At 66.4% G+C, this 12420-nt stretch carries 8 protein-coding genes; 2 read left to right on the plus strand and 6 right to left on the minus strand.

The genetic code is table 11. The annotated features are described in order from the left end of the window. Positions 1-128 precede the first annotated feature (128 nt). Positions 129-1232, minus strand: coding sequence for a tartrate dehydrogenase (locus ASD75_RS05760; RefSeq protein WP_056743939.1), 1104 nt, complete (start codon positions 1230-1232; stop codon positions 129-131). A 124-nt stretch (positions 1233-1356) separates the two neighbouring features. Between ASD75_RS05760 and ASD75_RS05765 the strand changes: the two genes are divergently transcribed. After that, on the plus strand, positions 1357-2301 hold the full coding sequence (locus ASD75_RS05765) for a LysR substrate-binding domain-containing protein (RefSeq protein WP_056743941.1): 945 nt from the start codon (positions 1357-1359) through the stop codon (positions 2299-2301). 89 nt (positions 2302-2390) lie between these two features. Here the strand turns inward: ASD75_RS05765 and ASD75_RS05770 are convergent, their stop codons facing one another. Beyond that, complete coding sequence (locus ASD75_RS05770) at positions 2391-2837, minus strand: GatB/YqeY domain-containing protein (RefSeq protein ID WP_055400197.1); 447 nt, start codon at positions 2835-2837, stop codon at positions 2391-2393. A gap of 213 nt (positions 2838-3050) precedes the next feature. Then, positions 3051-3263: a 30S ribosomal protein S21 gene (gene rpsU / locus ASD75_RS05775; protein WP_007833691.1), complete on the minus strand. Its 213-nt coding sequence runs from the start codon at positions 3261-3263 to the stop codon at positions 3051-3053. Between the two features lie 309 nt (positions 3264-3572). Between rpsU and ASD75_RS05780 the strand changes: the two genes are divergently transcribed. After that, a complete protein-coding gene (locus ASD75_RS05780) occupies positions 3573-6824 on the plus strand; it encodes an EAL domain-containing protein (protein WP_056743944.1) in 3252 nt (1083 codons plus the stop codon). Positions 6825-6943: 119 nt separating this feature from the next. Here ASD75_RS05780 and ASD75_RS05785 read toward each other — a convergent pair whose 3' ends face one another. The 3 genes from ASD75_RS05785 to ASD75_RS05795 form a co-directional block, all read right to left on the minus strand. Further along, entirely contained in the window at positions 6944-8191 is a 1248-nt protein-coding gene (locus tag ASD75_RS05785) for an NAD(P)/FAD-dependent oxidoreductase (protein WP_056743946.1), read from the minus strand. A 132-nt stretch (positions 8192-8323) separates the two neighbouring features. Continuing rightward, a complete protein-coding gene (locus tag ASD75_RS05790) occupies positions 8324-10546 on the minus strand; it encodes a TonB-dependent siderophore receptor (RefSeq protein ID WP_056743948.1) in 2223 nt (740 codons plus the stop codon). 603 nt (positions 10547-11149) lie between these two features. Further along, the gene (locus ASD75_RS05795; protein WP_056743949.1) at positions 11150-12334 is read right to left on the minus strand and encodes an ABC transporter substrate-binding protein; all 1185 of its coding nucleotides are present in this window, start codon (positions 12332-12334) and stop codon (positions 11150-11152) included. Positions 12335-12420 lie beyond the last annotated feature (86 nt).

Raw genomic sequence — 12420 nt, forward strand, 5'->3', positions numbered from 1 at the left:
TGCTCAGGGGATGGAGTGGGGCAGTTATCGATTCGGCAGTACCGGTGTTGCAGCCGTGCTGGGGCAGTTCAATGCTGGTGACGGGCGCTCGTTGCCAACAGTGGTGCGTTCGTGACGCCGGGCACCGATCAGGCTGCAGCAACGTGCTCCGCGATGGCTTGTCCCACTTGCGTTGTGCTGGCGCTTCCTCCCAGGTCCGGCGTGCGCGGCCCGCTCTTGATCACCTCTTCGATGGCCGCCACGATGGCATCGTGTGCCAACGTGCCCGCGCCCTGGCCGTGGGTGAGGAAGTCCAGCATCAGCGCCCCCGACCAGATCATCGCAATCGGGTTGGCGATGTTTTGGCCGTAGATGTCGGGCGCGGAGCCGTGCACGGGCTCGAACAGGCTGGGGAACGTGCGCTCGGGGTTCAGGTTGGCCGAGGGCGCCAGGCCGATGGTGCCGGTGGTGGCCGGGCCCAGGTCGCTCAAGATGTCGCCAAACAGGTTGGTGGCAGCCACCACATCAAAGCGGCCGGGCTGCAGCACAAAGCGCGCGGTGAGGATGTCGATGTGCTGCTTGTCCAGCGTGACCTCGGGGTAGGCCTGGGCCACGTCGTCGGCACGCTGGTCCCACCAGGGCATGCTGATGGCGATGCCGTTGCTTTTGGTGGCCAGGGTGACATGCTTTCTGGGGCGGCTTTGCGCCAGGTCGAACGCGAACTTCAACAGACGGTGGGCGCCGTGGCGGGAGTAGACGGATTCCTGGATCACGATCTCGCGGTCGGTGCCCTCGTACATGATGCCGCCCAGTGACGTGTACTCCCCCTCGGTGTTTTCGCGCACCACGCAGTAGTCGATGTCGCCGGGTTGGCGGCCCGCTAAGGGGCAGGGTACGCCTTCGAACAAGCGCACGGGGCGCAGGTTGATGTACTGGTCGAACTCGCGGCGGAACTTGAGCAGCGAACCCCATAGCGACACGTGGTCCGGCACGGTGGCGGGCCAGCCCACGGCACCGAAGAAGATCGCGTCCATGCCCGACAGCTGCGCCTTCCAGTCGTCGGGCATCATTTTTCCGTGGGCGGCGTAGTAGTCGCAGCTGGCCCAGTCGATGGCAGTGGTTTCGAGTGCAATGCCAAAACGCGCTGCGGCGGCTTGCACCACGCGCAGGCCTTCTGGCAGCACTTCCTTGCCAATGCCGTCTCCGGCGATGAGGGCGATGCGGTAGGTTTTGGGGGCAGCGGAGGGGGTCATCAAGCGGTCCTTGCAATGGCTTCGAGGGTGCGGCTGCAGGGCGCAGCCAGCGGCATGGCCTGCATTGTTCCCAGCGCTTCAAATAACTACAATCCGCTAACTGTGGCCTTATCCTTCACACATCGTGCATAAAAATCCTGCAGCGGAAGACCTGCGCGTGTTCACGGCCGTGGTGCGCAAGGCCAGCTTTGGCGGCGCCGCCACCGAGCTGGGCACTTCGCCCGCCTACGTCAGCAAACGCATCCGACTGCTGGAGCAGGACCTGCAGGTCAAGCTGCTGCACCGCACCACCCGCCGCGTGGCGGTGACGGAGGAGGGCGAGCGCGTCTTCCACTGGGCGCAGCGCATCCTGGACGACATGGAGCAGCTGATGCAGGAGGTAGCGGTGACGCGCAGCGAGCCGCGCGGGCTGCTGCGGGTGAGCAGCAGCTTTGGTTTTGGCCGCCAGATCGTGGCGCCTGCGCTGTCGCGGTTGGTGGAGCAGCACCCGGGGCTGCAGGTGCGCCTGGAAGTGTTCGACCGGCTGGTGGATGTGGCGGGTGAAGGGTTTGACCTGGACGTGCGCGTGGGCGACGAGATTGCGCCGCACCTGATCGCCCGCCGCCTGGCCGACAACCACCGCGTGTTGTGTGCAGCGCCTGCCTACCTGCAGCGCAAGGGCTCGCCGCGCACGGTGGCTGATCTGGCCGCGCACGACTGCCTGGTGATCAAGGAGCGTGACCATCCATTTGGCGTGTGGCGCCTGCGCAGCGGTGCGCAGGAAGAGTCGGTGAAGGTGCGTGGCCCGCTGTCGGCCAACAACGGCGAGATGGCCGTGCAGTGGGCGGTGGACGGACGTGGCGTGGTGCTGCGCTCGTTGTGGGATGTGGGCGCGCACCTGCAGACCGGGCGCCTGATGCAGGTGCTGCCGCAGTGGCAGCAAGAAGCCAATGTGTGGGCCGTCTACCCCACGCGGCTGGAGCGCTCGGCCAAAGTGCGGGTGTGCGTGGAGTTTTTGCAGGCGCATTTCCGCGCCGGGTGGGCGGTGCGGGGCGCAGAGACCGGTGTGGACGCAAACGCCCCGGTTTGAAGCAAAAATAGCTGCTAGCGCCCGTCTTACAAGCGCTGGCAGCTATCAAAAAGATACCGGTCGTACCATGGGCACGACCGCAGGGGCGATCAGCCCGCCAGCGCTGCCTTTACTGCAGCCGACACCTGGCCCATATCGGCCTTGCCCGCCAGGCGGGTCTTGACCACGCCCATGACCTTGCCCATGTCGCCAGGGCCCGATGCGCCGATTTCGGCCACGATGGCCTTGACGGCAGCCAGCGTTTCTTCGGCCGACATGCGCTCGGGCAGGTAGGCCTGCAGCACAGCCATCTCGGCCTTTTCCTTGTCGGCCAGGTCCTGGCGGCCTGCGCCTTCAAACGCGGTGATCGAGTCCTTGCGCTGCTTGATGAGCTTGTCCACGATGGCGACCACAGCCGCGTCGTCGAGCACGATGCGCTCGTCCACTTCCTTTTGCTTCATCGCGGCCTGCAGCAGGCGGATGGTGCCCAGGCGCTCACTGTCCTTGGCGCGCATGGCGGTTTTCATGTCTTCGGTGATCTGGTCCTTGAGGCTCATGGCGGCTTCCTTGGTTGGTTTTAGACAAGAACAGGGGTTTGCCAAAAGGCTTTCTGGCTAGGCGTCAACGCCGCAGACAGTAGTGCTGCTACGGCAAGGCGTTGCAACGACGCCAGAAAGCCTTTTGGCAAACCCCAAAAACAAAAACCCGCGCTTGGCGTCCCTAGCGCGGGTTTGTCGGCACTCCGTATCAGAACGGGGCCAAAGCGGTACTTAGTACAGCTTCTTGGGCAGTTGCATGCTGCGAACGCGCTTGTAGTGACGCTTCACGGCAGCAGCCTTCTTGCGCTTGCGCTCGGCGGTGGGCTTTTCGTAGAACTCACGGGCGCGCAGGTCGGTCAGCAGGCCGAGCTTTTCAATGGTGCGCTTGAAGCGGCGCAGTGCAACGTCAAAGGGTTCGTTTTCTTTTACGCGGATCGTAGTCATTAGCTAATGTTTTCCAAATGGTGCCTGCAGAGGGGCTTGGGGAGATCGGGCCTCAAGTCCGTACAAAGCGGTTTCCCCGTCTGTAACTAGTATTTGGCCGACGGGGCATTGCCAGCAAAGCCGGAGATTATAGCCTTTATCCACGCCCAGAGCGCAAGGACTGCCGGTCTGTCCCCGAACAGGGCGTCCGGTGGGCTTCTCACAGCCGGGCCGCACCGCAATGGCGCGGAAGTTGCTTCACGTTGTAACACTCCTATTCACCGGTGGAGAGTCCTGGCCATCCGCCCGGGCGGCCCCGCCGCAGACACCATGGCATTCATGCACCGCGTATCGGGTTGGCTGGGCCGGCTCAGTGTGGGCCGCAAGCTCATGCTCATCTATCTGCTGGACCTGACGGCGGTGATCTACGTCTCCAGCATCCTGATCCACGAAAAGTACCTGGCGATTGATTTCACGCGCAAGGAGGTGGTGGGCACGACCTACGCGGCCGTGGTGCGCGATGGGCTGATGGGGCAGTTCCTGGATGCTTCGCAGCAGCCTCCGCTGGTGGCCGATGTGCTGACCCGCCTGGACGCCGTGCGGGCAGCCCACGACGAACAACTGCACACGGCCGATGTGGGGCAGCGGTTTGGCGTGGCGCTGCAGCAGCTGACGGGCCAGCCCCAAGGGGGCGCTCCAGCTGCTGATCCGCAGACGCTCACCCGGCTGCGCAGCCAGCTGCTGCGCGAGGGGCGTGAGCTGCTCACCACGGTGGGTAACCAGTCCAACCTGATCCTGGACCCGGACCTGGACAGCTACTACGTGATGTCGCTGGTGGTGCTGCGGTTTCCCGAGCTGCTGCAGGCGGTGCATGACACCGTCAGCTTCCTGAACGCGGCGCCGTCGCGGCGCGGGCCGCAGTGGTCGTCCGAGTTGCTGACGCTGGTGGGGCGGCTGGATGCGGTGATGCTGGGCATCGAGTCGGACTACAACCAGGCCTTCATTGCAGGCTCGCCCGAGATGCGGGCTGCGCTGGTGCGCCAGCGCGAGGCGCTCAAGGCGGCGCAGGAGGGCTTTCAGGCCTTGCTGCAGGGCATTGCGTCGGGCGAGTCGCGCCTGACGGTGGCACAAGTGGGCCTGCAGGAGGCGCAGGTGCTGGGCGCGCTGCGCGATGCCTGGTCGGTGGGCATTGTGGACCTGGAGCGTTTGCTGAACCAGCGCGCCGACAGCCTGTTTGCCCGCATGTGGTTGCACCTGGGCACGGCGCTGGTGCTGCTGGGCTGCATCCTTTCGCTCGTCACCCTGGTCGCGCGCCAGATCGCCAAACCGCTGCAGCAACTGGCCCGCGTGGCCGACGAGGTGCGCAAGAGCGGCGACCACACGCTGCGCGCGCACTGGGCCAGCCGCGACGAGATCGGCCGCCTGGTTACTGCGTTCAATGAGATGCTCTCGCAGCTCGACCGCGACCGCGTGCTGCAGCAAGAGCTGGCCGCCAGCGCCCGTGCGGCCGAGGCGCAGCGTGAACTGGTGGAGGCCTTCCCCATCCCCATGGTGGTCACGTCGATTCCCGAGCACGAGGTGCTGCACTCCAACGCACCCGCGGCCCACTGGCTGGGTGGCCGCAAGACCGACCCCTGGGCCGTGGGGCTGGAGCCCGGCGTGCGCGCGCGCTTCTTCCAGCGCCTGGCGGACCAGGGCTCGGTCGATGAATTTGAAGTGCGCTGGAAGGGCAGCCCCGAGCCATCCTGGGCCGTGCTGTCGGCGCGGCGCCTGCAGTTCCAGGGGCGCGACTCGGTGCTCACGGCCTTCACGCCCATCAACGTGCTCAAGGTGATGGAACAGCGCCTGGAGCTCTGGGCCAAGGTGTTCGAGGCCTCGTCCGAGGGCATCATCATCATGAACGCCGAGCAGCAGATCATCAGCGTGAACAAGGCGTTCTGCCGCAGCACGCACTACGACTTCTACGAGGTCATTGGCGAAGACCTTGGCTTTCTGCTGGAAGAGGCGGGCGCCGAGCCGCTGTCGGTGCAGATTCAGCGCACCATGCTCGACAAGGAATCGTGGCAGGGCGAGGTGCGGTTTCTCCGCCGCTCGGGCGAGACCTACCCGGCCTGGCTCATGGTGTCGGCCGTGCGCGAGGGCAAGGGCGGTGCGGTGGCCAACCACATCGGCATTGCCATCGACATCACCGACCGCAAGCTCAACGAGGAGCGCATCCAGTTCCTGGCGCACCACGATGTGCTCACCGAGCTGCCCAACCGATCACTGTGCGTGCAGCGCCTGCAGATGGCGCTGGCGCAGGCGCCCATCACGGGTGAGAAGGTCGCGGTGCTCTTCATCGACCTGGACCGCTTCAAGGCCATCAACGACACGCTGGGCCACCACATTGGCGATGGCCTGCTGCGCTCGGTGGCCGCGCGCCTCACGCAGGCCGTGCGCAGCCGCGACACCGTGAGCCGCCTGGGCGGCGACGAGTTTGTGGTGGTGATGCGCGACGTGGCCGGGCGCGAGGATGTGCAGCAGCTGGTGGAGAGGCGGCTGATCCCGCTCATCCGCCAGAGCCACCCGGTGGAGGGGCATGAACTCAATGTGTCCTGCAGCGTGGGCATCGCCGTGTACCCCGAGGATGGCAGCGACATTGACGAACTCATGCGCCGCGCCGACGCCGCCATGTACGAGGCCAAAACCACCGGCCGCGACATGGCGCTGTTCTATTCCATGGAGACCGACCAGCGTGCGGTGGCCCGCCAGACCATGGAGCAGCAGCTGCGCCGCGCGCTGGAGCGCAACGAACTGAGCCTGCACTACCAGCCCCGTCTGAGCGCCCAGGGCACCCAGCTGCTGGGCGTGGAGGCGCTGCTGCGCTGGACCAGCCCGGTGCTGGGCTCTATACCGCCCAGCGAGTTCATCCCCATCGCCGAAGAGACCGGCATGATCCGCGCCATTGGCAGCTGGGTGTTGCAGCAAGCCTGCGAGCAGTGGGTGCGCTGGCAACAGCTGGCGCTGGAGGCGGGCCCTGGCGATGCCTTGATGCCACACCCGCTGGCCCGGGTGTCGATCTCAGTCAACCTCTCGGCCGCGCAGATGTCCGACCCCGCGCTGGTCACCGACATTGAGGCCCTGCTGCTGCGCACCGGTATGCCGGCGCACCGGCTGGAGCTGGAGATCACCGAGTCCCAGCTCATGGACAACGCCCATGCGGCCGAGCAGCAACTGGCCGCGCTCAAGGCGCTGGGCGTACAGCTGTCCATCGACGATTTCGGCACCGGGTATTCCAGCCTGGCCTATCTGAAGCGCTTTGACATCGACCGCCTCAAGGTGGACAAGTCCTTTGTGCGCGACATGCTGGCCAACCCAGCCGACATGGCCATCACCCGCGCCATCATCGCGCTGGGCCACACGCTGGGGCTGCGCATCGTGGCCGAGGGCGTGGAAGACCTGGCCACGGCCCAGGTGCTGAGTGCGCTCGATTGCGAGGAGCTGCAGGGCTACCACTTCAGCCGCCCGCTGCCGGTGCCGGAGCTGGAGGCCTGGGCCCGACAGCATTGCGGATTGTTGACGCGAGAGGCAGCGGCAGCGTAGCGGTCAAACGGGGCTGCGCACGCGCGGGACGCCGGGCAAGGGCCGCCCCGCAGAGAGGGCGTCGTCCCCCTGCCCGCGCAGCGTAGCGTAGCGAGAGCGGGGGGAAGGCACGTAGGGCCTCAGGGGGGTGTCACTGCCAACGCCTGCGCACAGGCATGCGCGCTGGCCCAGGCCCACTGAAAGTTGTAGCCGCCCAGCCAGCCTGTCACGTCCACCACCTCGCCAATGAAGTACAGGCCGGGCTGCGTCTTGCACTCCATGGTTTGCTGCGACAGCGCGCGCGTGTCCACGCCGCCCAGCGTCACCTCGGCTTTTTTGTAGCCCTCGGTGCCTGTGGGCGTCAGCTCCCAGCGTGCCAGCTGCTCCGCCAGGCGCGCCAGGGCCTTGTCCGATGCCTCGTTGATGGGGCGCTGCCAGTCGGCCTCGCGACTGGCCCACGCGTCGGCCAGGCGGCTCGGCACCAGGGTGGCCAGCTCGTTGGCAACCAGCTTGCGCGAGCGGGCCTTGCCCTGCGCCAGCGCGGCGGGCAGGTCCACCGTGGGCGCCAGGTTGATGGCCAGGGGCGTGCCCTCCTGCCAGTAGCTGGAGATCTGCAGCACCGCCGGGCCCGACAGGCCCCGGTGGGTGAACAGCAGGTCTTCGTCAAACGCCATGCGGGTTTTCTTGGCCCCGGTGCTGATCTGCACCGGCAGCGCCAGCCCCGCCAGCTGCGCATACGGCGCCCAGCCTGCGCCGTCAAAGGTCAGCGGCACCAGGCCCGGCTTGCGCTCGATGAGCGGGATGCTGAACTGCTGCGCGAGCCGGTAGCCAAAGTCGGTGGCGCCGATCTTGGGGATGGACAAGCCGCCGGTGGCAATGACCAGCGCACCCGCCGACACCGGCCCACGATCAGTATCAATTTGATAGCTGCCCCGGCATGATTCACTAGCGCTTGATGCCAAAAAGTCTATTTTTTTGACGCTACAGGGCTGCCAGCGGGTCACGCCACCCGCCTCGCACTCGGCCAGCAGCATGGCAATGATGTCCTCGGCCGAGCGGTCGGCAAACAGCTGGCCCTTGTGCTTTTCATGAAACGGGATGCCGTGCTTTTGCACCAGCGCGATAAAGTCGGCGGGCGTGTAGCGCGACAGCGCCGAGCGGCAGAACTGCGGGTTCTGCCCCACAAAGTGTTTGTGCGGCGCGGCCGGGTCCAGGTCGCGGTTGGTGAAGTTGCAGCGCCCGCCGCCCGAGATGCGGATCTTTTCGGCCACCTTGTCGGCATGGTCGATGAGCAAGACCTTCAGGCCCCGCTGGCCCGCCTGGCCCGCGCAGAACAGGCCGGCAGCGCCGGCGCCGATGATGATGGCGTCAAAAAATGGGAGGGACACGGGAAGGCATCAAAAGGGACAAAGGCGTGATTGTCCCCCGGCTGCCCCGGGGCCTGCTCCGCACGGCGCGATGCCGCTGCGGCGCAAGCCCCGGTCGCCCCCTCGCTCCCTCTTGTGTTGCGGGTAGGCCGGTCAGAACGCCGCTCGCAGCGTCACGCTCAGATTGCGCGGGTCCGCATAGTTGCCGTAGTCCAGGTTGGCCCAGTACTTCTGGTTGGTCACGTTGTTCACCGCCAGTGTGGCGCTGACCTTGGGGTTGAACTGCCAGGATGCACGCAGGTTGAGGATGGCCTTGGGCGACTGCTTCACCGTCACCGTGCCGCTGGGGTGCGGGATGTTGAAGCCCTCGATGGCGCTTTGCCAGGTCAGGTTGCCGCCCACCGACAGCGGCGCCAGCGCGCCCGAGAGCTGGTAGTCCGTGCCCAGTTGCACCAGGTAGTCGGGCATGTTGGCGTAGATCAGGTCGGTGGGGGCACGCGTGACCTTGGCGCGGGTGAGGCCGGCACTCACCCGCCATTGCCGGGTGGCCATGCCTGCGAACTCCAGCTCGAAGCCGGTGGACTTCGTGCCGTTCACGGCCACGTAGGGCAGGCTGCCGTCGGGCAGCGGTGTGGTGATGGCGCTGTCGCGCACGCCGAAGTTGTCCTGCTTGGTCTGGAACACCGCAAAGTGCGCCTGGATGCGGCGCTCGAACAGCTCGGCCTTGAGGCCAGCCTCGGCATTGCTGCCGATGACGGGCGACAGCGGATTGTTGTTGCGGTCCTTGTAGTTCTGCGGGTTGAAGATGCGCGCGTAGCTGGCGTAGGCCGACAGGGTGGGCGTGATGTCGTACACCGCGCCAATGAAGGGCGTGACCTTGCGGTTCTCGTCCTGGATGGCCGAGCGGCCTGCATAGCTGCCGGTGGTGCCATAGGTGTCGGAGTGGCGGTGCCAGTCGGTCAGGCGCAAGCCGGTGAGCACCGACAGCGGGTCGGCCACGCGCCAGCGTGCCGAGGCGAACAAGCCCGTCTGCTGCGTGATCTGTGTGCGCCAGGCGCCGGTCTTGGAATACGTGGGCGCAGGTGCGTTGCCGTCCCAGGTGTAGATGTTGGGGATCACGTAGCTCCAGCCCGCCACGGACGTGTAGCCATCGGTGCGCGTGGCAGTGCGGGTGGAGCTCATGCCCACCACCAGGTCGTGCTTGCGGCCGCCCAACTCGAACTTGCCTGACAGGTAGGCGTCTACCGTGTCCTGCTTTTCGCTGCTGCCGCTCACGGCTGCGTACAGCGTGGTGCCGGCGCCGGTGACCGGGTTGATGAACGGGGCCTGGCTGGTGGTGGCGCCATAGCCGTAGGTGCTCAGGCGGAAGGTGTCGCCCTCGGTGTGGTTCAGCGCGGCCTTCAGGCTCCAGTCGTCGTTGATCTGGTGGTCCAGCGTGGCGTAGAGCGTGCCAGAGGTGCGCTCCCAGCGCGTCCAGGGCGGCGAGAAGCTGGTGGAGATCGGCAGGTCGATGGGCACGCCCGTGGTGGCAAAACGCGGGATGGTGCCCCAGATCGGCGCCTTGGGGTCGTTGGACTGGCGCTGGTAGCCCACCGACACCACGGTGGCGGTGCCGATGTCGGCCTCCACCGCAGCCAGCAGGGCGGTCTTGTCCTCGGAGTAGCGGTCGCGGAAGCTGTCTTTCTTCTGCGGGGCCACGACCAGGCGGCTGCGCACGCTGCCGTCGCTGTTGAGCGGTGCGTTGATGTCCAGCTCGCCCCGGTACAGGTTCCAGGAACCCGCCGTGAGCGCCACAGACGCCGCGAACTCGCGCTGCGGGCGCTTGCGGATCATGTTGATGGTGGCCGACGGCACGCCCACACCGGTCTGGATGCCGTTGGCGCCGCGCACGATGTCGATGCGCTCGTACAGCGCGGTGTCGAACTCCTGGTTGGTGCTGCTGCTGTAGCTGGGCAGGCCGTCGGTCTGGAAGTCGGTGATCTGGAAGCCGCGGGCGTAGTACAGCGGGCGCTGCGTGTCGTAGAAGCTCACGGCAATGCCGTTTACGTTGCGCAGCAGGCTGTCGATGCTGGTGAGCGACTGGCGCTCGATCTGCGCGCGCGTCACCGTGCTGACGGACTGCGGCGTTTCACGCGGCGTGAGCTGGAGGCGGGTGGATGCGCTCTCGCGCGCACCCGACACGGTGACGCTGTCCAGCGCCTTGGGCTCCACGACCTGGTCGGTGTTGGCTGTGCCCGAGAGGGAGGGTTCGGCGGCGGGCGCTGGTGACTCGGCGGCGGTCTGGGCACTGGCGGTGCCCGCTAGGTTGGCGGCCAGGAAGGCGGCCACCGCCAGAGGGTGGAGGGCACAGACAAGGTGTCTGCGGGGTGCGTGCATGAAAGGGCTCCTGGGGGAAATGCGATGACAGGCTGGCTGGCAACGCTCCTCCGACGGGACGCACGGCTGGCTGGGATTTGTAAAATTCTAAATACAAATGGGAACTATTCGCAAAAATGCATCCGCTGTGGCATCCAAGGTGCGGGTTTTTGTTGTTCTGGCGGCACAACGCACCGGGTGGGACGCAGCCCGCTGCACCCGGTAGCCAGAGTGATGCCTTTGCGCGGCGCTGTGGTGGTCACTGCGGCACGGCCACGCGGTGTGCCATGTCCTGCAGACCCGCTGGCGCCGAAGCAGCCAGCGAATGGTGGTGCGGCGCTTAGAGCCTGTTCAATGTCTTTTTGGAGATCGCATTGGAGTGCAATCGGGATGAGTGGATGCCGCGGATGCGCCGCATGGGCTCATGCCCATGCAAGCAGTCGGGGCGCCAAAACTCCGAGTTCATCGGCCCGATTTCACACCAACCCTTCGGGCAAGTGCCTTGCCGGGCGGTCTGCGGCGTTGCGGCGCTTGGCCGTGCACAGGCTATCGGCAGCGCACCGCGCCTTGCATCCCATCCCGGCAAGGTACTTGTGCGACTCCAAAAAGACTTTGAACAGGCTCTTACTGCCGATACACCCCGCCCGAGCCCACCACGGCGATGTCCACGTAGTTGGACCCGTGGTGGTTCTGTGCGCTGAACTGGTAGCTGAAGCCGCCCAGGTCCAGATTGCCCAGGCCCTCCATGGCAGTGACCAGGCTGGCGCGCGTGACGCCAGGCCCCGCAGCGCGCAGGCCTTCAATGAGCACGCGCGCGTCCATGTAGCCGGTATAGCGGTCGTAATCCGCCGGCTTGTCGTGGCGCTTCATGGAGGCCTGAAAGTCGCGCGTGAGCGCAATGGTGGGCTTGGTGGGCGAGGGGCCCGTTCTCGCCACCGCCAGGCCACGCGCATCGTCGCCCAGCGCCTTGAGCACAGCGGTGCCTGCGCCCAGCGACAGGGTGTAGATGGGCACGCCCAGGTGAGCGCGGTTGGCCCGCACATAGGCCACTACCGACGGGCCTGCTGCCACCAGCAGCACGGCCTGCGGCTTTTGGGTGGCCAGGGCCTTGGCGGCTTCGTTCGCGTCTTCACCCGACGAGGCCAGCGCATGCGATCCCGCCAGCGTCGCGCCTTCAGCGGCAACCGTCTTTTCGACCAGGGGCAGCAGCAGTTTGCCGAAGTCATTGTTTTCGTAGGCCACAGCAATGCGCGAGGTCTGCACGGCCACCAGGTTGCGCACGATCTTCACCAGTTCGTCGGCATAGCTGGCGCGGGTGGTGAACAGGTAGGGGTGCTGCTGCGCTCGCACGGCAGGGCTGCCGGTGTACACCGAGATCAGCGGCAGCTTGGCTTGCGCCAGGTAGGGCAACAGCGTCATGACCTGCGAGGTGCCGGCCACACCAAACAGCGCCAGCACGCCGTCTTTTTCGCTCAGCTGCTTGGCGTTGTCGAGCGCACGGCGGGCGTCAAAACCATCGTCCAGCGACACCAGCCGGATCTTGCGGCCACCGATGCCGCCCTTGGCGTTGGCGTCTTCCACGGCGGCCTCCTGCCCCTCGTGGATGGGCGACAAAAACGGCGCCATGCCGCCTGACAGTGCGGTCGAGCGGCCAATGAGGATGTCTCCCTTGCCGCCGCTGGCGGGCTGTGCGCGGGCGGGCAGGCCAGCCAGGGCCGCGCTACCGGCCAGCGCAAGGACCAGGCTGCGGCGGCGCGCCAGGGGCAGCCCCTGGTCGGCGGGCCACGCATTTGCATTCGGGGTCTTCATCACACAGCATCTCCAGCAAAAAACCGATTCAAAGGGCTGCGAGGCCCCGAAGAGCGGCGATGGTAGGAGGGCGCTGTGCCCGGCAC

Source organism: Acidovorax sp. Root568 (assembly GCF_001427445.1).
Classification (GTDB): domain Bacteria; phylum Pseudomonadota; class Gammaproteobacteria; order Burkholderiales; family Burkholderiaceae_C; genus Acidovorax; species Acidovorax delafieldii.

What these genes read in the sequence shown, in the direction of transcription:
- ASD75_RS05760 (WP_056743939.1), bottom strand. Translation starts at nt 1,232, where the DNA reads ATGACCCCCTCCGCTGCCCCCAAAACCTACCGCATCGCCCTCATCGCC.
- ASD75_RS05770 (WP_055400197.1), bottom strand. Translation starts at nt 2,837, where the DNA reads ATGAGCCTCAAGGACCAGATCACCGAAGACATGAAAACCGCCATGCGC.
- rpsU (WP_007833691.1), bottom strand. Translation starts at nt 3,263, where the DNA reads ATGACTACGATCCGCGTAAAAGAAAACGAACCCTTTGACGTTGCACTG.
- ASD75_RS05780 (WP_056743944.1), top strand. Translation starts at nt 3,573, where the DNA reads ATGGCATTCATGCACCGCGTATCGGGTTGGCTGGGCCGGCTCAGTGTG.
- ASD75_RS05790 (WP_056743948.1), bottom strand. Translation starts at nt 10,546, where the DNA reads ATGCACGCACCCCGCAGACACCTTGTCTGTGCCCTCCACCCTCTGGCG.
- ASD75_RS05795 (WP_056743949.1), bottom strand. Translation starts at nt 12,334, where the DNA reads ATGAAGACCCCGAATGCAAATGCGTGGCCCGCCGACCAGGGGCTGCCC.